Source organism: Clostridium frigoris (assembly GCF_018861865.1).
Lineage (GTDB): Bacteria > Bacillota > Clostridia > Clostridiales > Clostridiaceae > Clostridium_AD > Clostridium_AD frigoris.
Window position 1 is genome coordinate 47,245 of record NZ_JAHLDV010000013.1, and the last position, 20,550, is coordinate 67,794.

The following is a 20,550-nucleotide window of genomic DNA, read 5'->3' on the forward strand; positions in this document are numbered from 1 at the left end:
CCTTTCTTATTGCAACATGTCTTTGACTATAGTATACTTGTTTTTAACCAATAAGTATAATACATGTTTTATATAATACTTATTAATATTTCTGATAGGTATGGTGATGATTATGATTGAAGAATTAAAAACTTTTATTGCTGTTGTAGACAAAAAAAGCTTTACAAAAGCTGCAAACACTATCAACATATCTCAACCAAGTGTTAGTTTACACATTAAAATTTTAGAAAAAAAGTTTAATACTAAATTGATAGAAAGATCAAACAAACAAAGAAATATCTTAATTACACAAACTGGAGAAATCTTATACAAAAAAGCTAAACAAATAATCTCCCTAATAGATGACACAAAAGATGAACTTAACAATTATCATAATTCCACTTCAGGAACCTTAAAGATTGGCGCAAGTATGACTATAGGTGAATTCTTACTTCCTTCAATACTAGGAGAATTTATTAAAGAGTTTCCAAACATAAAACTTGAAGTCGCTATTGAAAATACCCATAATATTTATGAAAAATTTAAAAATTATGATATTGACATTGCCTTAACTGAAGGAAGTGTCCCTGCACATAACTATACCTCTAAAAATTTTTACAAAGACACAATGGTTATTGTAACTCCAAATTCTTTTACCTATGATAAAAATATTGGACTTAAACCCACCTTGTCAAATCAAACTTGGATGCATAGAGAAGAAGGTTCTGGAACTGGTGAATATCTAAATATATTTTTGAATACAGAAGGTATATTACCAAAGAATTTTATTATACTTGGAAGTAATTATGCAATTAAAGAAGCTGTTAAAAACAATTTAGGTGTAACTTTCATCTCATCTTTAGTAGTTGATGATGCTGCCACTAACAATGAGCTTAAAATTATAGCCACTGAGACAAAATACAATAGGTTTTTTTCTTACTTAGTTCATGAGAAAAACTTATCAAAGATTGCGACATTATTTGTTGAGAAACTAGAAAAGTTCAGCTGTAGAAATATTAAAAACTAATAAATCTCGATTAGAGAGATAAAAGGAGCTAACTTACATGAATAAAACAATAATGCAATTCTTTGAATGGAATTTACCACCTGATGGAGGCCACTGGAACTTTTTAAAAGATCACATCAAAGTCTTAAGTGATGCTGGCATAAATACCCTTTGGCTTCCACCTGCCTATAAAGGTGCAGGTGGCAGTAATGATACAGGATACGGCGTTTACGACTTATATGATCTTGGTGAATTTGACCAAAAGGAAAGCGTACGAACTAAATACGGTACAAAGGATGAATATGTAAATGCAATAAATGAGGCTCATAAAAACGGAATTGAAATATTAGCAGATATAGTTCTTAACCATAAGGGTGGCGCAGATGAAACTGAATGGGTAAAAGCAGTTAAAGTTGACCCAAACAATCGGAACAATAAAATATCTGGTGAATATGATATAAAAGCATGGACTAAATTCAACTTCACTGGAAGAAACAATAAATATTCTGACTTTAAGTGGAACTGGGAATGTTTTGATGGCGTAGATTGGGACCAAAACAAAAAAGAAAGTGCTATTTTTGAATTTACCGGTCTTAGCAAATCATGGGATTCTGAAGTAGATGATGAAAACGGGAACTATGATTATCTTATGCTTACAGATATAGACGTTAGTTCTCCTGCAGTTTATGATGAGCTTTTAAAATGGTCATTATGGTATATTGAAATAGCACAACTTGACGGATTTAGATTAGATGCACTAAAACATATAGGATTTGAATTTTTTATAAAGCTTATTAACGACATAAGAAACATTACAAATAAAGAGCTTTTTACAGTAGGTGAATATTGGGATAATGATGTTAACACTTTGAAAAAATATGTTGAAAATACTTCCCATATATTGAATGTTTTTGATGTACCACTTCACTATAATTTTCTAGCAGCTGCTACTCAAAAAGAAAACTATGATTTAAGGAGCTTAATGTCAAATACATTAATAAGTTGTTATCCACAGAATTCAGTAACTTTTGTGGACAATCATGATACTCAACCTGGACAGTCTCTTGAGTCCTGGGTAAACACTTCATTTAAACTGCAAGCATATACATTTATTTTAACAAGAAAAGAGGGTATACCATGTGTTTTCTTCGGAGATTATTATGGAATGCCAAGTAATTCTATAGCATCACTAAAAGATGAACTAGATAACTTATTAAAAGCTAGGCGTGATTTTGCCTATGGATGGCAACATGATTATTTCGATGATGCACATATTGTAGGTTGGACAAGAGAGAATGGACTCGCTTCGTTAATTTCTAATGTAAATAACAGTGGTTCTAAAAAAATGTTTGTCGGAGAAAAACTTTCTGGCAAGTCATTTGTAGATATAACTGGAAATGTTTCTGGAGAAGTTATAATAGCCAAAGATGGCAATGGTGACTTTACTGTTAATGGGAATTCCTATTCAGTTTGGTGCATTATTAAAAAAGATTAATCAGCTCCTTGCTTGCTGCATAATAGGTTATATATATATATATCACCAGCCTGTGTATTCACAGGCTGCTTCTTTTTTATAACACATTGCAATGGTTAATTTATTAATTTTTCACTACTCTACTTACATATAAACTAGGAATTACTGCATACATAGCTGCTGCCTTAACTAATTCACTCTTTAAGGTTCGCTCATTTGGAGAATGTTTCTCTTCCTCATTACCCGGTCCAAATCCAATGCAGGGTATATCATATCTACCCATAATCGAAGAAGCATTTGTACAAAAATTCCATTTGTCAACTAGTGGCTCCTCATTAAATAAAGCTTCATAACATTCTACTAAAGTTTCACAAGCTGGGTGATGAACATCTAAGCTCCAAGCTGGAAAATAAGCAGCTGTTGGATAAACAACTCCCTTATATGAAGGTTTTTCATAATCATATATAGAAACCTCAGCTTTCATATTTTTGATTGATGGAAGATTTTTAATTTGTTCTAGGGCGTAAGTGTAAGTCTCTTCACCTGTTAATCTTCTATCAATTGATATAGTACAACTATCTGCCACCGCACATCTTGAAGGAGACGTAAAAAATATTTCAGAAACAGTAAGTGTCCCTTTACCTAAAAAATTATCACAAGTCAAAGTCTCATTAAGCCCTTTTAATTCACTTAATATAGGAGTCATTTTATAAATAGCATTTACCCCTCTCTCTGGTGCACATCCATGGGAACTTAGGCCATGAGTAACTACTTTTATCTCCATATGTCCCCTATGTCCTCTATATATATTACAGGAAGTAGGCTCAGTAATTACAACAAATTCAGGTTGAATTTTATCTTCATTTATCATATATTGCCAGCAAAGCCCATCACACTCTTCTTCTTGGACTGTACCTGTAATTAGTAACGTATAATCACCATGCATGTCCAACTCTTTAATAATCTTCGCTGCGTAAACCATAGATGCCATACCGCCCTCTTGATCACTTCCACCACGCCCTATGATCACTTCCATATCTTCATATCCTTTATATGGATCGTACTGCCATAAATCTTTATCTCCAATACCTGCCGTATCTACATGTGCATCCATTGCTATAATATGACTCCCATGACCTATAGTCCCTATTATGTTTCCCATTTTATCTATTTCTATCTTATCAAAGCCAACCTTTTTCATCTCCTCACTTATTCGCGCTATAACGCTCTCCTCATGGCGACTTTCACTTGGAATAGCAATCATATCACGAAGAAACCTTGATATGTCCCCTTTGTACTCTTCTGCTTTCTGTAAGACCTTTTGAAAATCAATGTTCATTGTAAAGCCTCCTTCAATTTATCTATATTGTAAATAAAAAGTGCCTCAATTTAAGCTTAACAAATAACAAAAGTATGTATTTCATAAAATATATTACTATAAATATATTCTATGAAATATATACCATTAACAGAACTAAATATTTACTAATTATCTCAAATAAAAAAAGCACTTTCATCCGATTGCTCTGAATGTAAGTGCTTTGATAATGAAATCATTTTAACACATCAGTATTAACACAAGTGTCAGGCTTTTCACCATTTAAGACTTTAATAATATTTTCAGCTGCAACTAATCCCATATTTGTTCTTGTTTCCATTGTAGCTGAAGAAATATTAGGAACAATTGAAACATTGTACATATTTAGAAGTTCTGGTTCAATATTAGGTTCATTTTCAAATACATCAAGTCCTGCTCCCCATATTTCACCATCTTTGAGGGCTTTAACTAGCGCTTTTTCATCAATTACTGATCCATTACATGTATTAACAATAACAGAAGTATTTTTCATAGTAGAAAATTCTTTTTCACCTATATAATGAATGGTGGAAGGTAAAATTGGAATGTGTAATGATACGAAATCAGCTTCTTTAAGCAAAGTTTCTTTATCCACAAAAATAGCACCCAGTTCTTTTTCCATTTTATTATTTTTAATTATATCAGTATATAATATTTTCATATCAAAAGCCTTAGCTTTCTTTGCAAAGTTAAACCCAATTCTTCCTGCGCCTACAACTCCTAATGTCTTTCCAGTAATTTCACGGCCAAGAAACATCATAGGATCGCAAGACTCAAAAGCACCATTTCTTGTAAATTTATCTGCTGCCACGATTCTTCTAGAAACAACCATGAGCAGTGTCCATGCAAGATCTGCAGTAGCATCATCTAACACCCGTGGAGTATTTGTGATTATTACTCCATGTTTTGTAGCTGTAGCTAAATCAATATTGCTGTGCCCCACACCGTAGTTAGCAAAAATCTTACATTTATTGCCTGCTGCCTCGAATACCTCTTCATCTATATTATCAGTTAAAAGACATAAAACAGCATCCTTGCCTTTTACTTTCAAAAGAAGCTCTTCTCTTAATAAGACTCTATCGCAGGGATTTATTTCTACATCAAAATGCTTTTTTAAAAGCTCAATAGCCTCATCTGGAATTCTCCTTGTTACGTAAACCCTTTTTTTATCCACAGATTTCACCTCCTATAAATAATAAACGCATTTATTTCACAGCTTCTCAAATATAAGTTCATTTTTAAGCTTCCCTATTTCTTTTATAATCTTCATTTTTCTAAAACAATATGTTATTTTCCTTGCCTTATTTTCAGAAATCTTCAATATTTTCGCTAAGTTTTTGTTTGTAAAATTTTCTTTTAATTCTTCAGGTAAAAAGATCAAAAAATCCTTGTTCTCTTTAAAAGTAATTTTCTCGATTACCTCTAAAAGCTTATGATCTATTATGCTTATACCTTTTCTCCTCCAGCTTCCTTTACCATCCGTGCATCTTATTTCTTCTTCCTTAATCATTAGAATCTCTAATGTAAAATTATCCGATCTCATTAAATCAGGTATCCTAATTAACTCATCAAATAAATCAACTAACTTACCCTTTTTAGGTGACTTTCTTCTTCTAATTACTATATTCGATTCTTCTGTAGTTACTATATACTTTTCAGCAGCTATAGGATGAACAAGCATTACTTTATTATACTTGACTAATTCTATAAGTTTATTACGAATTGCGCTAAAATTTTTTGTTTGTATTTCAATTAATGAATCTTTTCTCACTAAATCAATTATATATTTATCTACCTTTACCTCAAATCTGTCTCCAGCCGTTACATACCATTGTTTAATAGATGAATGCAAAGACTTCTCATTTTTTATATTTATCCCATTTTGCTCATAAATTAAAACTCTGTCTTCTACTTGTCCCATTTTTTCTCCTACCTCTATAATAAACCTTTGAAATTTTGCTTAAATTAAATAATCTGGTTCTTATAATTATATATTTATTATAACAGAACTATTATATAAATAGAATTAAAGCTGTAAAATAAAGGTATGTGAATAATAAAACTCATTTGAGCGTATAACAAGTTAATATACTAATTCTATAAAAATACTCCTAATTGTGTATCAAAGCATAATATAAAATAATATAATAATAAAAGGTGATGAAATATGAAAGTTGTGATATTATCTGATACGCATGCAAAAAAACATAATGATAAACTTTTCAAATTAATAGACAATTTATTTAAAGAAGCCGATATGATTATTCATGCAGGTGATTATATTTCACCGAGTGTTGTATCAAAATTAAAAGAACATGAGAACTTCATTGGGGTATGGGGAAATAACGACAAGCATTATATAAGAAGTATATTAAAGGAAAAAGAAATATTATCAATAGAAGGGTATAGAATTGGTTTGTACCATGGTCATGGCACTAGCAAAAACACACTAACTACAGCATATGATAAATTTATTGATGATAAAGTAGATATAATAATCTTTGGACACACTCATCAACCACTTATATTAACTAAAAATAAAGTGCTTATGATTAATCCTGGTTCCCCCTCCTGCAAAAGACGTGAGAAGTGGTATTCTTATGTTGTTTTAGAAATTGAAAATAAAAAAATAGATGTCTGTTTAAAATTTTTCAACTAATAAATGTTACGAGTTTTAACATAAAAAGCCCTACCACGCTTAACTTGGTAGGACTTTTTATGTTAATATTCTTCTACTTCAGTAACTTCATATCCTACTTCTTCAATAGCTTCTGTAATGTCATTATCGGTTGTTTCATCCTCAAATTCTGCTACTGCAAATTTTTCCTCTAAATCAACTTTTACTTTAGTAGCACCAATGTCCAGTAATGCTTCCTTTACATGACTTGAACAATGTGAACAACTCATTCCATCAATATATATTTTTTTCTTCATTTAAAATTCCCCTTTCAATTGTTTAATTTACATTCTTATATATATATAAATTTAAATTTATATATTTAAATCTATAATCATATACTCATTAATTTAACTTAATTTTATATTAGTTCCTTAAATACCTTTTGTATATATGTATTTAATAAAATTTATATTGAACTAGCTAATAGATAGTTTCATATCTTGTTTTACTTATTTTGTAATTTCAAACAAATTGTAGCATATTAAGTGTCACTATTCAAGTTTTTACATACTTTATTTATTTTATTATTTTATTATTTTATTATTAATATTCAACACCTATGTTAAATCCTCTTTTGAGTAGATGTAGTATTAAAGACTATTCAAAAGCACTGAGTACCCTATTTAATATCCCATTAATATGAGCTATAGCTATACCAAAGTTTGTAATAGGCAATTCCACTATATTAGCTTTTTCAATCCTCGACATTAACTGTTGTCTATTAAACATACAAGCTCCACAATGAACTATTAACTTATACTCACTTAAATCTTCTGGAAAACCGCTACCCGCACAAACTGTTATATCTAACTTCCCACCGACTTTCTCATTAAGCCATTTGGGTAGTTTTTCTCTACCTATATCGCCCTCAAGTGGATGATGAGTACAAGCTTCTGCGATAAGCACCTTATCTCCCGGTTTCAATGTATCAATAGCTTTTGCCCCTTTAACTAAGGTATCTAAATCTCCCTTGTACCTAGCCATAAGTATAGAGAATGAAGTAAGTGGTACCTCCTTTGGAATAATAGCATTCACTTTTTTAAATACCTGTGAGTCTGTAATCACCAAATCTGGTTTAACCTTTAGTGCAGCTAAAATATCACTTAACTCACTATCCTTTACAACAAGAGCCATAACATCATTATCAAGTAAATCCCTTATAATCTGAACCTGTGGCAGTATTAATCTTCCTTTTGGTGCTTGAATATCTTGTGGTGCTACAACTAATACTATTGACTTTGGTTTTACTATGTCACCTACAATTGTATTTTTCTCAAAATCACTGGGCGCAGCATCCATGATTGCTTTTTTTAATTCATCTATATTTATTCTGTCTTTCGCACTAACCTTAACAAAATCTATACCTATTATCTTTTGGATGTCTTCAAGTTGAATCTTCCCTAGTGCTACTCCATTTTCATCAATTTTATTTATAACTCCTACTATAGGAATCTTTCTGTTTTTTAAATCTTCATACCATATTTTCTCAAATTTTAAATCCTTCTCATTCCCATCTATAACCAAAAGAGCCAAATCTGTTTTATCCATAACTTCCTTAGTTTTTTTGATTCTAAGTTCACCTATTTCTCCATCGTCATCAAGTCCTGCAGTATCTATAATCACAACTGGTCCTATTGGAAGTAATTCCATTGCCTTATATACTGGGTCAGTTGTAGTTCCTGCTAAACTAGAAACTAATGCAATGTCCTGATTTGTAAGTGCATTAATTAGACTTGATTTTCCCACATTTCTCTTTCCAAATATAGCTATATGAAGTCTATTAGAATTTGGTGTTTGCTGCATACTATCTGCCTCCTCTTTCTTCTTTTGAAATTGGTTTTATTTTTCTACACAATCATAAAATTCTAGATTTATTATATATCGTAATTATGTAAAATTCAAGTATCAATTGTTAGTAAATAATGAATCATATTATCTGTTGCATAAATTTAAATTTCTTGTTTAAATTTTAGTTTTAATAATATATTGTTTTAATAGATTTTTCTTTGGGTATACTAATATCAACAAAAACTAAAGGTGAGTGATACTATGAAGATTAGAAAAAAAAATATTCTTATAATTTTTACAACCACTATTATTTGTTTCATATTAGTATATAGTTCCCATGTAAATAATGCTCAAAAAATCAGCCAAACATTAAACCCATCACGAACTATATTTAAAGATGGTGGCAACCAGCCTGTTTCTAAATTTGTCTATTTGACTTTTGATGATGGTCCTACATACGTTGTTACAGATGCACTATTAGATGTATTAAAAAATGAAAAAGTAAAAGCTACTTTTTTTATAGTAGGAAAAGAAATTGAAGGAAAAGAATCTATCCTTAAGAGAATATATAGCGAAGGTCATAGCATAGGTCTTCACACTTATAGCCATAATTTTAAAAAGATATATAGAAGCTCTAATGAATTTATCTATGAAATGGAAAAAACTTATAGTAAAATTCATAAAATTACAGGCTCTACCTCTAAGATTATTAGGTTTCCTGGTGGCAGTTCAAAACGTTTAAACTCTTTTACTTTAGAAAACCTTCATAAGAAAGGATTTAAAATATATGATTGGAATGTAGATGCACTTGATGGTGTCAACCCAAACTTAAGCGTTCCACAACTTATTAAAAATGCAAAAATCATTAAGGGTAATGAAAATGCAGCTATAATTCTTATGCATTGTAATTCAAATAATAAAAACACTGTAAAATCACTGCCTGGTATTATAAAGTACTACATCCATTTAGGTTACGAATTTAAAGCTATCACTAAAGATACACCTGAATATTATTATAAATTTAAGGATTAAAAAAAACCTCACTTTACAGTAAGGTTTTTTTATATAATTACATTAAAAATATTTTAATTATATTATTATTGCTTCTTAAATTTAAACTTACTTACCATTAAATATGATAACAAAATCATTAAAAACATTGTAGGACCTAAATTTGATGCTCTGTTAAACATGAAAAATGCATACAATGCTAAAAATGTACCTGTAACAGTTATAGGAATTCCTGAAAACACCCCATCAAAATCCGTAATATTATATTTTGCGAGTCTATATGCTCCCGCTACCGGAAATACTAAAACCATCAAATATCCAATTAATCCAAGCCCTGCAAAATTATACATATTAAACATTAGTATTGAAGGTGCAACACCAAAAGATACTAAATCACATAATGAATCTAATTCTTTACCGAGCTGTCCATCCACGTTTAGAAACCTAGCTATTTTTCCATCATATCTATCAAATATTCCTGCTAAAAGAATAAATATCGCTGCTAATTTATAATTGCTGTCAAAACTCATAAGTATAGATATAATACCACAAGACATATTGCTTAAGGTGAAAATGTTAGGCACCGCATTCTTTATTTTTACCATCTTTTTTACCATCTATATCACTCCTATCATTATATAATTATACCATAATGCTCTCAGTTATTCCTTAGTATTATATAACATTATTATTAAATTAACCTTAAATTTTATTTATTCTTAATATAATCCAACCGTATAAATTATTTTTTTTCTACATTAATATTATAACCTAAAATATAATAATATGTTTTTTAAAATAAAATAAGACCAGCATATTTGCTGGTCTTATTTGTAAATTATCTTTCTACGATAACTGCTGTTCCTTGTCCGCCACCTATACATAATGTAGCAAGTCCTGTTTTAGAATCTCTTTTTATCATTTCATGTATTAATGAAACAAGTATTCTTGCTCCTGAAGCTCCTACTGGATGTCCAAGTGCTAAAGCTCCACCATTAACATTTACTATTTCAGGATTTAATCCTAAATCTTTAGCTACAGCTAGTGATTGAGAAGCAAATGCTTCATTAGCTTCGATTAAATCTAAATCAGCTACTGTCATTCCTACTTTTTTCAAAGCTTTTTTAGTTGCTGGAACTGGACCATAACCCATTATTTTTGGATCTACTCCGGCTGAACCATATGATTTAATAGTACATAAAACCTTAGCTCCTAATTCGTCAGCTTTTGCTCTTGACATTACTATAAACATAGCTGCACCATCATTTATTCCTGATGCATTAGCTGCTGTTACAGTACCATCTTTTTTGAATGCTGGTTTAAGTTTACTTATTTTTTCAATAGTTGATCCGAATTTTGGGAATTCATCTTGATCAAATACTACTGGTTCACCTTTTCTCTGAGGAATTACAACTGGAACGATTTCATCTTTAAACTTACCAGCTTTAATAGCTGCCTCAGTTTTTTGTTGGCTTTTTAAAGCAAATTGATCTTGATCAGCTCTTGTAAGCTTCCACTCTTCAGCAATATTCTCTGCTGTAACACCCATATGGTAATTGTTAAATGCGTCCCATAGAGAATCATTAATCATAGTATCAACTGTTTTGCCATCTCCCATTCTTGCACCCCATCTATTAACTGGAAGTACATATGGAGCACAACTCATGCTTTCAGTTCCACCTGCTAAAACTACTTCTGCATCTCCACACATTATAATTTGTGCTGCCAAACTTACTGCTCTAAGTCCTGAACCACATACTTTATTTATTGTAAGTGCTGAAGATGATTCATCCAAACCAGCCTTTAAAGCTATTTGTCTTGCAACATTTTGTCCAAGTCCTGCTTGTATTACATTACCAATTATTGCTTCTTCTATTATTTCTGGTTTAATACCCGCTCTTTTTATAGCTTCTTTAGCTGCAATAACTCCTAATTCTACAGCTCCTACTTTTTTTAATGCTCCACCAAAAGATCCTATTGCTGTTCTTGTTGCCGCTACTATTACTACTTCTCTCATATGTAACCCTCCATTAATTAATTTATTTATCTAATTTATTATTAACATATAATAGGAATTTATAACAGAATTATTTTTTCCTATATATATAATACTAGCAATTTTCATGCCAAATTGTCAAGTCCCCACAAACCTCACTATAGCAACCTCTTTCTTTATTATAAAACCAAATACAGCTCTTAGTGTAAACTAAGTTTACACTAATGCTTCTATATGTTTACCATGTTTAAGCTTGTTAATATTATAACCTATTTGTTAAAAAAATCACTTAAAGTATTTTCAATGCATTGGTATACCTATGTATTTAGTTTTCCTTATAATTTTCACTTACACTACTATAACTATTTTTCATAAAAAAATAGTACGTGTAAACATAGTTTTCATGTACACTATTGTGGATTTGTCGGTTTCATTAAATGATATCGGTTTAATTTTTTATATAATCCTGCCCTACTAAGCCCCAATATTTTTGCTGCTTCTTTTTTATTCCCACTTGCACCCTTTAAACATTCTATGATAATGTCCTTTTCAATCCTTTCAACAACATCTTTCAAGTAATTGTTTTCTAATGAGTACTTCTTAAGTTTACTCTTAATTATTTTTTCTGGCAAATGCTTCGGCATTATGCAAATATCATCATCAAGCAAATTAACGGCTCTTTCTATTACATTTTCAAGTTGCCTTATGTTCCCAGGCCAGCTGTAAGCTTTTAAAAAATCTATCGCTTCCCTAGAGATACCTTCAGACTTAACATTATATTTTTTACATATTTTTATCATGAGCTTACTTGCCAATTCCTCGATATCTTCTGTTCTTTCTCTTAATGCTGGTAATCTTAAATGCATAACATCTAATCTATAATATAAATCCTCTCGAAATTTTCCATCATTAATTAACTGTTCTAAAGATTTATTGGTAGATGCTATAATTCTTACATCAACTTTAATAGCATCATTTCCACCCACCTTAACGAGCTCCTTCTCTTGAATAACTCTTAAAAGTTTAACCTGCATATTCATAGGCATATCACCAATTTCATCTAATAGTATAGTGCCACCATTTGCATATTCAAACTTTCCTTTCCTACCTGATTTTTTTGCCCCAGTAAATGCCCCTTCTTCATAACCAAACATTTCTGACTCAAAAAGCTCTGCTGGAATAGCTCCACAATTAATTTTTACAAAAGGCTTTAAACATCTTTTACTATCATTATGAATAGAATGTGCAAAAAGTTCCTTACCAGTCCCACTCTCTCCAGTAATTAAAACGTTTGAATCTATCTTAGCAACTCTTTTAGCGAGGGCCATTACTTCATGGCTTTTATCACTTCCTCCTACAATATTGTTAAAAGTATATATTGCCTTTTGATCTGTACGTAATTCATTTTTACAACCTTCAGCTTCTTTATCCAAAAGACATAATTTATTGCTAAGCATTTTAAAATCATTCAAATCCTTAAACATTACCTTCCCAATTGCACCAACAACTTCACCATCTTTTATTATAGGAACTCTCATAGAAATCATCTTATGTCCATTTGCTTCTTGAATTTCACCAAAACCTCTTTCACCAGTTCTTGCTACTATATGTAATTTTGTATTCTCAATAACCTCAGTTACATGTTTTCCATCTGGATTCTCACAATTAATGAACCTTTTATATTCATCACTCATCATAGTTATTATTCCATTCTCATCAACTACAACTATACATTCACTTAAAGTATTAAAAATTGTATCTAATATCTCTTCATGTACACTACCTTCATCTTGCACGTTCATTAATAGATTGTTTTGAATTTCTTCATGAAGAACTTCAAATGCACCTATAACCTCACCATCTTGAGTTATTAATTTGCGACTTACAACAAACTTACCCTCTTTTTGTTTTACTTGCTCTTCTCCCTTTTCAATTACATTTATTAATTTACTAGAGGTGAGTACATCTAAAATATATTCTCCTATGCTATTATCCGCATCAATTTCGAATATTCTTTCAGCAGCATTATTAATTATTTGAATAATACCTCTCTTATCTATAACAACAATACCTTCACTAATATTGCTCATAACTTCATTATAGTAATCATTAATTATATTCATTTGTCACCTTCCTAAGTCTTATAACTCAATTATAAAGTTGATAGTTTTTTTTTTCAAGATATACTTAAAAATAGCGAGAATTTTTCTCGCTATTTTTAAGTATATGCTTATTTTTTTATAAATTATCTACTAAGGATAATTTACCTACTCAACTGTAATTGCATTAACTGGGCACTGTTCTTCTGCGTCTTTAGCACTGTTTAATAATTTTGCTGAGATTTCACCTTTAGAGGCCTTTGCTTTTCCATCGTCGTCCATTGTAAAAATTTCCGGACATATTTCAGGGCATAAACCACATCCTATACATGTATCCTTATCAACAATTGCTTCCATTAAAATCACTCCTTAAGTAAAATTTTATTTAGACAACTACTATATATATATTTCCACAATAATATAGTAATATACCACTTTTAAAAGTAAGTAACGTTAGCTACCAACATTTTGCAGTCTTAACTTGTCAGCCACCATTGCTATAAATTCTGAATTTGCTGGCTTACCCTTTTTATAGTTAATAGTATATCCAAAGATTTTATTAATATTGGGGGACTGCTTTGTGCTCCAGGTAACATCTATTGCATAATTCATTGCTCTTTCAACTCTACCTGCAGTGGTATTAAATTTTTTACCCACTAATGGATATAACTCCTTTGTAACTGATGATGAAAGTTCAATATCATTTACTACCATGTTTATTGCTTCTTTTAAATACATATACCCTTTTATATTAGCTGGCACACCAATTTCATTAATAATATTAGTAATTTGAGTAGTAATATTATTTTTTTGATCTTTACTAATTTTACTTATATTATTATTTTTTACATTATCAATTTTAGTGATTGTTTTTTTTAGGTCTTTATTATATGTGGTGCCATTTACCATTTTTCTTACTTTTTTAATAAATAATTTCATGTCAAAAGGTTTTACAATATAATAATCTGCTCCAAGCGACATAGCTCTTTTCCTTGTGATTTCACTCCCAACTGCTGATAAAACTATTATATGAGGTTTGGGATTTAAATTCATTGTATTTAGCCTCTCTAATACTCCCAAGCCATCAATAAAAGGCATTATTATATCAATTATTACCAAATCAGGTTTCTTTTCTTCAATTAATTTTATCGCCTGTACCCCATCCTTTGCGATTCCAGTAACAACAATACCTTTCTGATAAAATAGGTATTCATTAAGGATATCACAAAAGTCATCATTATCATCTGTAATGATTACTTTTATGTTTGATTTTTCCATATTTGTATTCTCCTTTACATACTAATTGCATACCAATATTATATATATTCTACAAAACAATGTAAAATCCTTTTATTTTCTAAAAACGTTGTCGAAATAAATAATATTAAATTGTTATTTTGTCATTTTTATAGTATTTTTAAACTATTTTGAATTTGAAACTAATTATCAATGTCGAATATCGATATAAATAATCCTCTATGATTTTTGTATATGTTTAAGAATATTATTAAAATTTTATGATATAATGTTTAAAATACATTTATAGAATTTAGGTGTAAAGAAATAGTCTTAACTATTACTATACTATATTTTTTCGGAGGTATCACCATGAGAATAGCTGTAATAGATGCACAAGGAGCAGGTCTTGGCAAAACAATCATAAAAAAAATTCATAAAGAAATTAATCTTAATATTTGTATTATTGCACTTGGTACAAATACATATGCTACTTCGAATATGATGAAGGCCGGTGCAAATTTTGGTATAAGTGGAGAAGATGAAATTTGCTCATTTTGCAGCGCAAATAAAATTGATAGTATTATCGGACCGATTGGCATGATATGTAGTGGTGGTATAAAAGGAGAAATCACCCCTAAGATTGCATCTACAATATATAATATGGATTGTACTAAATATATTATTCCATTACAAAAACATGGTATCTATATTCCTGGAACACGAAATCTTCAAATCAAAGATATAATTGAAGATATTATCCTTGATATAAAAAGTAATGTAGACCTATAGCTTACTACACATTATCATTAAAATTCATATAAGGATGTGACAATTTGAATGATTTTAAAAATAAACTAATAGTATCTTGTCAAGCTTTATCCGATGAACCATTACATTCTCCATTTATAATGGGACGAATGGCATTAGCAGCTAAAGAAGGTGGTGCTTCAGGAATAAGGGCTAATACAAAAGAGGATATACTAGAAATTAAACGAAATGTTGACTTAACTATTATAGGTATAGTAAAAAGAGATTATATTGACAGCCAAGTTTATATTACTACAACTATGACTGAAGTTGACGAGTTAGTAAAAGCAAAAGCTGATATTATAGCTATTGATGCTACAGGTTCTATAAGGCCTAATAATATACATCTAACTGAATTTTTCTCACAAATTAAGCATAAGTATCCTAATATACTATTAATGGCTGATTGCTCAAATTATGAAGAGGCAATCCATGCTGATGAATTGGGCTTTGATTTTATTGGAACTACCTTAGTCGGATATACAAATCAAAGTAAAGGTATAAAAATAGAGGAAAATGATTTTGAATTAATAAGAAATATATTAGCTAAAGTTACAAAACCTGTAATAGCTGAGGGAAACATAGATACACCTGAAAAAGCACGACGTGTTTTAGAACTCGGATGTTATAGTGTTGTAGTCGGTTCAATCATTACTAGGCCACAAATAATCACAAAAAAATTTGTGAATGAAATAAATAAGCTAGGGATATAGTTATATAAATATTGATTTAATCCATAACATGATATAAACTATAATTAAATCAGCTCTAATGGAGCTGCAATATTATAATTATGAGTAACTAAAGTATAGATTACCTTAGTTTAAAAGAGAAGTTAGGTGTAAATCCTGCGCGGTCCCGCCGCTGTAAAAGATGAGTCCTTATAAAAAAATGCCACTGGGAAACCGGGAAGGTACAATGGGGGCAATGATGCTTAAGCCAGAATACCTTTTCATAATTACACACGATAGCTCTACGAGAGATAGAGAAGTGCTAGCAATATCTTTTTTAGTTGCGATGATTTTAAGTCTCTTAACTCAATAGTTAAGGGACTTTTGACGTTTAAAACAAAATTAATAGAAACGAAATCCACGGAGGTATTATATGCAAGTAATAAAAAGAGATTCAAGAACAAAGGAATTTAAACCAGAAAGAATATCAACAGCAGCTGGAAAGGCTTTTATAGAAGTTTATGGCAAGGAAAATAAAGAATTTAATAACCTTGTTTTAACTAAGGTACTAGAAACTCTTAAACAAAAGGGAGAAACTTTAGTTCCAATAGAAGAAATACAAGATATTATTGTTGATCAAATTAAATTATTAGATAAGGATGTTGCTTTAGCTTACATAAGTTATAGACAAGAAAGAACTTTTGAAAGAGATAAAAAAGGAGATTTAGATAAAGAAATAGATAATATAATTAACGCCGTTTCAGAGCAAACTAATTCCAACGGAAATCTTGATGGAAGTAAAATTCAAACAATAAGAGCATTAATTTCAAATGTTGTTGGAAGCAATTATAGTCAAAGACATAAAATACCTAAAAAATATTTGAAGAAACATAAAAAAACCATATATATACATGATGAGACTTATTTTGGCTTACCCCTTTTTAATTGTTGCCTTGTTGACTGGATCAATATGTTTGAGAATGGATTTGAATTAGGTACAACCCTTATAGGTACACCCAATTCAATTGAAACCGCAATCAATGTATTGTCTCAAGTTGCAAGTCATATATCTAGTAATACATATGGGGGAACCACCTTCCCAACTTTAATAACAGGACTTACTCCTTATGCCGTTAAAAGCTTAAACAAACATAGAGCTGTAGGTAGAAAATGGATTGAAGATACCCTTAAAGTAGAATCTTATGCCTGGGATCGATTAGGCAAAGAAATAGAAGATAGTATGCAATCACTTGAATATGAAGTTCAAACACTAATGACGAGTAGAGCTGAGACACCCTTTTTAACACTTGGTATAAATAACGTAGATTTGAACGCTAGTGATGAAGATCAAAAAATTCAAAAGATGATAACCGAGGCTATATTAAACCAAAGAATTAAAGGATTAACAGGTGGTGTTACCCCTGTATTTCCTAAGCTAGTATATCAAAATACAAAAGGAAACAACCTTAATCCGGGAGATAAATACTACGACTTATTCAAATTAGCGGTTGTATGCAGTGCTCATCGTCAATACCCAGATTATATCAATACTGATAAAGCAATTGAAGTTACTGGTGATTATAAGGAATGTATGGGTTGTAGATCATTCCTCGGAAGTTATTTAGACGAAGCAGGTAATTACAAGACTGCTGGAAGATTTAACTTTGGGGTAATATCGATAAATCTTGTAAGACTTGCAATTGAAGCAGATAGAAATGAGGATTCGTTTTTCAAATCTCTACATGATGCACTAAACGATTGCAAAGATTTATTAATGATAAGATATGACATACTAAAAAATGTTAAAGCAAAACAAGCCCCTATATTATACATGAGTGGAGCAATTTCTAAATTAAATGCAGAAGATACAATAGAGCCATTACTCAATAATGGGTATGCTTCAGCATCAATTGGGTATGTTGGATTACATAATTGCTTAACTGCGCTTTACGGCAAAGGCCTTGATGATAGAACAGACGTTACATCTAAAAGAGCATCTAAGATCATGCAATACCTCAGAGATTATTGTGACGATCAAAAGGATAAAACAAAAATAGGATTTAGTTTATATGGATCTCCAGCTGAGACCCTTGCAACAAAGTTTTGCATTGAGGATGTAAAAGATTTTGGTGTTCTAGATGGCGTAAATGACAATGGCTATTATGAAAATTCATTTCACTATCCTTCAAATGAATTAATATCGCCTTTTGATAAATTAGATTTAGAATCAGAATCATCTTCCTTATCCTCAGGTGGCGCAATATCATTTGTAGAACTAGGCGATATGACTAAAAATTTAGTGGCACTTGAAGATATTATAAGGTACTCATATGACAAAACACATTTCCTTGGAATATCTTCAATAAGTGATAAATGTTTAAAATGTGGCTATACAGGCGAAATGTTTACAAAAGAAAATAGTGATACAGAGTTTGAATGTCCTGTATGCAAAAATGATGATAAAATGTTATTAAGTATAATTAGAAAGCTTTGCGGATATCTTGGAAGTATATTCGAAAGACCTGTAGTTAATGGAAAAATGAAGGAGATTAAGAACAGAAAGAATAATAAAGGATGTAATTAAATGAATTATGCGAGTATTTTCTTTGATGATACTGTAAACGGCATAGGCTTTAGAACATCATTGTTTGTTAGCGGGTGCAGTAAAAATCCACCTTGCAAAGGATGCTGGAGCCCTCAGGCAAGACAATTTAATTACGGCCAGGCTTTTACTAAAGAAAATAAAAACTCAATTATAGAAAGCCTTCAAAAGCCATATGTAAAAGGATTATCAATTCTCGGAGGGGAACCCATGGATAATCTACGTGATGGGACTTTACTGGATTTAGTAAAAGCAATAAGATCCATGTTTCCACAAAAAACTATATTTTGTTGGAGTGGGTATACATTTGAAAACCTTATTAAAGATCCTATAAGATTAGAATTTCTTCAGTATATAGATATGTTAAGAGATGGCGAATTCATAGAAGATCTTAAAGATATTACTCAATATTTAAGTGGTTCAACAAACCAAAGAATGATTGCAGTTGGTGAAAGTTTGAAACAAAATAAAATTATAAAATACAGTTTCTTAGATAATTAAAATAACTTTAAAATCCACAAGATAAATTTTACATTAATCTTGTGGATTTTTTATCTATTTTATATATTTAGCTACATTTTTAATGTGCTGCGCATATGTTTTAGCAAATACATGTTCATTAGTTTTACTATTTAGTACGTAAAAAATATAGTTTGTTTTTGCAGGATGCACTGCAGCATTTATTGACTTAGTTCCAGGATTACATATTGGCGATGGAGGCAATCCTTTATTTAAGTATGTATTATAAGGTGATTTTACTGCTAAGTCCTTATTGTATAGCTTTTTTTTATCTCCAATTATATATATAATTGTGGCATCTATTTGAAGTGGCATCTTTATCGCAAGCCTATTTTGAATAACACTTGCTATCTTCGCTCTGTCTATATCCTTTGCAGCTTCTTTCTCAACTAGAGAGGCTTCTATTACAACATTTCTTATATTAAGTTTGTTTTTAGTTATGTAATCTTTATTAGATTTCATATTAAACTCAAAAGTTTCAAGCATTTTACTTATAATTACTTTACTTGTTGCATCTTTTTGAAAAGAATATGTAGCAGGAAATAGGAACCCGTCTAACTTATGTTTATCATTTGGCACGCCTTTTAAAAACCAATAATTATTATCTGACCAGTTTTCAACTTCATTTATAAAATCCTTTTGTGTAACTAATCCTGCGTTTTGAAGCGACTTTCCTACTTCTTCATAAGTGTATCCTTCTGGCACCGTAACTTTTACTACATTCGCTTTTTTGTATAAAGTATTACATACGTTTAATACTCCAAATGCTGCTATAATAAAAACAATCAGTACTAAAATTTTCATTCTAAATTTCATAATTTTAAGGTTCATACTCACCTTAACTAGTTAAGTTGATAAAACCCAATTTCAACTCCTTTTTCTTGTTAAATGTATATTAACAAACTCTTTTTTCTTTAATTTATTCTCATAAAATTGTATAATAAAGTAAAAATTTACAAAACATATAAACTTTATAGATAAAATAAAGGAATAAATTTTAGTTACTTTAAATTATTATACCATTTTAGGGCAACATAAACTAAATAAAAATAACAATAATATAAAACCTAGTATAAATATAGTAGCTTTCATTCTAAATTCCTCTATAATAGAATAATTTATTTAATTTTATAATAAATCGCAAGACAAATTAGAATACAAAGTTATGTTTAATGAAAATTAAGTAAATGCTATTAATATAAATCTTAACGAATCGAGTAGGTAAAAGTCGGTAATAAATTTCCGACTTCTTTCCTCTCACAGAACCGTACGTGCGGACCTCGCATACGGCTCCTGGCAAAACTAAAAATTATTTATTCATA

The 20,550-nt window shown here is 30.3% G+C and carries 19 protein-coding genes and 1 riboswitch; of the genes, 8 read left to right on the forward strand and 11 right to left on the reverse strand.

Going from position 1 to position 20,550, the window contains the following annotated elements; genetic code table 11:
* The first annotated feature begins 112 nt into the window (after positions 1–112).
* Both KPL37_RS08320 and KPL37_RS08325 read left to right on the forward strand, forming a co-directional pair.
* Positions 113–1,006, forward strand: coding sequence for a LysR substrate-binding domain-containing protein (locus KPL37_RS08320; protein ID WP_216147838.1), 894 nt, complete (start codon positions 113–115; stop codon positions 1,004–1,006).
* Positions 1,007–1,043: 37 nt separating this feature from the next.
* Positions 1,044–2,480, forward strand: coding sequence for an alpha-amylase (locus KPL37_RS08325; RefSeq protein WP_216147841.1), 1,437 nt, complete (start codon positions 1,044–1,046; stop codon positions 2,478–2,480).
* A 103-nt stretch (positions 2,481–2,583) separates the two neighbouring features.
* On the opposite strand, the gene KPL37_RS08330 is transcribed toward KPL37_RS08325, so the two are convergent.
* From KPL37_RS08330 to KPL37_RS08340, 3 genes are all read right to left on the reverse strand, one after another.
* Positions 2,584–3,798 (reverse strand): YgeY family selenium metabolism-linked hydrolase, encoded by a 1,215-nt coding sequence (locus tag KPL37_RS08330; protein WP_216147844.1) that lies wholly within the window; start codon positions 3,796–3,798, stop codon positions 2,584–2,586.
* 214 nt (positions 3,799–4,012) lie between these two features.
* Positions 4,013–4,990 carry a 2-hydroxyacid dehydrogenase gene (locus tag KPL37_RS08335; RefSeq protein ID WP_216147847.1) on the reverse strand — a complete coding sequence of 326 codons (978 nt, stop codon included), beginning with the start codon at positions 4,988–4,990 and terminating at the stop codon, positions 4,013–4,015.
* A 36-nt stretch (positions 4,991–5,026) separates the two neighbouring features.
* Entirely contained in the window at positions 5,027–5,737 is a 711-nt protein-coding gene (locus tag KPL37_RS08340) for a DUF8091 domain-containing protein (RefSeq protein WP_216147850.1), read from the reverse strand.
* A 246-nt stretch (positions 5,738–5,983) separates the two neighbouring features.
* On the opposite strand from KPL37_RS08340, the gene KPL37_RS08345 reads away from it, so the two are divergent.
* Complete coding sequence (locus KPL37_RS08345) at positions 5,984–6,475, forward strand: metallophosphoesterase family protein (RefSeq protein WP_216147853.1); 492 nt, start codon at positions 5,984–5,986, stop codon at positions 6,473–6,475.
* Positions 6,476–6,537: 62 nt separating this feature from the next.
* On the opposite strand, the gene KPL37_RS08350 is transcribed toward KPL37_RS08345, so the two are convergent.
* Together KPL37_RS08350 and hydF are read right to left on the reverse strand one after the other, a co-directional pair.
* Positions 6,538–6,750, reverse strand: a complete 213-nt coding sequence (locus KPL37_RS08350) for a heavy-metal-associated domain-containing protein (RefSeq protein WP_216147856.1) — start codon at positions 6,748–6,750, stop codon at positions 6,538–6,540.
* Between the two features lie 343 nt (positions 6,751–7,093).
* Complete coding sequence (gene hydF, locus KPL37_RS08355; RefSeq protein ID WP_216147859.1) at positions 7,094–8,299, reverse strand: [FeFe] hydrogenase H-cluster maturation GTPase HydF; 1,206 nt, start codon at positions 8,297–8,299, stop codon at positions 7,094–7,096.
* Positions 8,300–8,545: 246 nt separating this feature from the next.
* Here hydF and KPL37_RS08360 point away from each other — a divergent pair, with 246 nt between their 5' ends.
* Complete coding sequence (locus KPL37_RS08360) at positions 8,546–9,316, forward strand: polysaccharide deacetylase family protein (RefSeq protein WP_216147863.1); 771 nt, start codon at positions 8,546–8,548, stop codon at positions 9,314–9,316.
* A gap of 65 nt (positions 9,317–9,381) precedes the next feature.
* On the opposite strand, the gene pssA is transcribed toward KPL37_RS08360, so the two are convergent.
* The 5 genes from pssA to spo0A all read right to left on the reverse strand — a co-directional run bounded on the left by pssA (position 9,382) and on the right by spo0A (position 14,668).
* Positions 9,382–9,900 (reverse strand): CDP-diacylglycerol--serine O-phosphatidyltransferase, encoded by a 519-nt coding sequence (gene pssA, locus KPL37_RS08365; protein WP_216147901.1) that lies wholly within the window; start codon positions 9,898–9,900, stop codon positions 9,382–9,384.
* A 233-nt stretch (positions 9,901–10,133) separates the two neighbouring features.
* Complete coding sequence (locus KPL37_RS08370; RefSeq protein ID WP_216147866.1) at positions 10,134–11,312, reverse strand: acetyl-CoA C-acetyltransferase; 1,179 nt, start codon at positions 11,310–11,312, stop codon at positions 10,134–10,136.
* Positions 11,313–11,701: 389 nt separating this feature from the next.
* Positions 11,702–13,414 carry a sigma 54-interacting transcriptional regulator gene (locus KPL37_RS08375; RefSeq protein WP_216147869.1) on the reverse strand — a complete coding sequence of 571 codons (1,713 nt, stop codon included), beginning with the start codon at positions 13,412–13,414 and terminating at the stop codon, positions 11,702–11,704.
* A 144-nt stretch (positions 13,415–13,558) separates the two neighbouring features.
* Complete coding sequence (locus KPL37_RS08380; protein WP_216147872.1) at positions 13,559–13,747, reverse strand: ferredoxin; 189 nt, start codon at positions 13,745–13,747, stop codon at positions 13,559–13,561.
* Positions 13,748–13,843: 96 nt separating this feature from the next.
* Positions 13,844–14,668: a sporulation transcription factor Spo0A gene (spo0A, locus tag KPL37_RS08385; protein WP_216147875.1), complete on the reverse strand. Its 825-nt coding sequence runs from the start codon at positions 14,666–14,668 to the stop codon at positions 13,844–13,846.
* A gap of 330 nt (positions 14,669–14,998) precedes the next feature.
* On the opposite strand from spo0A, the gene KPL37_RS08390 reads away from it, so the two are divergent.
* The 4 genes from KPL37_RS08390 to nrdG all read left to right on the forward strand — a co-directional run bounded on the left by KPL37_RS08390 (position 14,999) and on the right by nrdG (position 19,210).
* A complete protein-coding gene (locus tag KPL37_RS08390) occupies positions 14,999–15,418 on the forward strand; it encodes a DUF3842 family protein (RefSeq protein WP_216147877.1) in 420 nt (139 codons plus the stop codon).
* Positions 15,419–15,462: 44 nt separating this feature from the next.
* Positions 15,463–16,149 carry an N-acetylmannosamine-6-phosphate 2-epimerase gene (locus KPL37_RS08395; protein ID WP_216147880.1) on the forward strand — a complete coding sequence of 229 codons (687 nt, stop codon included), beginning with the start codon at positions 15,463–15,465 and terminating at the stop codon, positions 16,147–16,149.
* Between the two features lie 65 nt (positions 16,150–16,214).
* Positions 16,215–16,406, forward strand: a riboswitch (cobalamin riboswitch).
* 134 nt (positions 16,407–16,540) lie between these two features.
* Positions 16,541–18,691, forward strand: coding sequence for an anaerobic ribonucleoside-triphosphate reductase (gene nrdD / locus KPL37_RS08400; RefSeq protein ID WP_216147883.1), 2,151 nt, complete (start codon positions 16,541–16,543; stop codon positions 18,689–18,691).
* Positions 18,692–19,210 carry an anaerobic ribonucleoside-triphosphate reductase activating protein gene (gene nrdG / locus KPL37_RS08405; RefSeq protein ID WP_216147886.1) on the forward strand — a complete coding sequence of 173 codons (519 nt, stop codon included), beginning with the start codon at positions 18,692–18,694 and terminating at the stop codon, positions 19,208–19,210. It abuts the gene before it with no gap.
* A gap of 54 nt (positions 19,211–19,264) precedes the next feature.
* Here nrdG and mltG read toward each other — a convergent pair whose 3' ends face one another.
* Positions 19,265–20,032 (reverse strand): endolytic transglycosylase MltG, encoded by a 768-nt coding sequence (gene mltG / locus KPL37_RS08410; protein WP_246578189.1) that lies wholly within the window; start codon positions 20,030–20,032, stop codon positions 19,265–19,267.
* Positions 20,033–20,550: the final 518 nt, after the last annotated feature.

Bases quoted from the DNA above. Each gene is read 5' to 3' on its own strand.
- mltG (WP_246578189.1), bottom strand. From the start codon at position 20,032: ATGAAAATTTTAGTACTGATTGTTTTTATTATAGCAGCATTTGGAGTA.
- pssA (WP_216147901.1), bottom strand. From the start codon at position 9,900: ATGGTAAAAATAAAGAATGCGGTGCCTAACATTTTCACCTTAAGCAAT.
- KPL37_RS08360 (WP_216147863.1), top strand. From the start codon at position 8,546: ATGAAGATTAGAAAAAAAAATATTCTTATAATTTTTACAACCACTATT.
- KPL37_RS08370 (WP_216147866.1), bottom strand. From the start codon at position 11,312: ATGAGAGAAGTAGTAATAGTAGCGGCAACAAGAACAGCAATAGGATCT.
- KPL37_RS08345 (WP_216147853.1), top strand. From the start codon at position 5,984: ATGAAAGTTGTGATATTATCTGATACGCATGCAAAAAAACATAATGAT.
- KPL37_RS08375 (WP_216147869.1), bottom strand. From the start codon at position 13,414: ATGAATATAATTAATGATTACTATAATGAAGTTATGAGCAATATTAGT.
- KPL37_RS08340 (WP_216147850.1), bottom strand. From the start codon at position 5,737: ATGGGACAAGTAGAAGACAGAGTTTTAATTTATGAGCAAAATGGGATA.
- KPL37_RS08390 (WP_216147877.1), top strand. From the start codon at position 14,999: ATGAGAATAGCTGTAATAGATGCACAAGGAGCAGGTCTTGGCAAAACA.
- KPL37_RS08380 (WP_216147872.1), bottom strand. From the start codon at position 13,747: ATGGAAGCAATTGTTGATAAGGATACATGTATAGGATGTGGTTTATGC.
- KPL37_RS08350 (WP_216147856.1), bottom strand. From the start codon at position 6,750: ATGAAGAAAAAAATATATATTGATGGAATGAGTTGTTCACATTGTTCA.
- KPL37_RS08320 (WP_216147838.1), top strand. From the start codon at position 113: ATGATTGAAGAATTAAAAACTTTTATTGCTGTTGTAGACAAAAAAAGC.
- nrdD (WP_216147883.1), top strand. From the start codon at position 16,541: ATGCAAGTAATAAAAAGAGATTCAAGAACAAAGGAATTTAAACCAGAA.
- hydF (WP_216147859.1), bottom strand. From the start codon at position 8,299: ATGCAGCAAACACCAAATTCTAATAGACTTCATATAGCTATATTTGGA.
- KPL37_RS08325 (WP_216147841.1), top strand. From the start codon at position 1,044: ATGAATAAAACAATAATGCAATTCTTTGAATGGAATTTACCACCTGAT.
- spo0A (WP_216147875.1), bottom strand. From the start codon at position 14,668: ATGGAAAAATCAAACATAAAAGTAATCATTACAGATGATAATGATGAC.
- KPL37_RS08330 (WP_216147844.1), bottom strand. From the start codon at position 3,798: ATGAACATTGATTTTCAAAAGGTCTTACAGAAAGCAGAAGAGTACAAA.
- nrdG (WP_216147886.1), top strand. From the start codon at position 18,692: ATGAATTATGCGAGTATTTTCTTTGATGATACTGTAAACGGCATAGGC.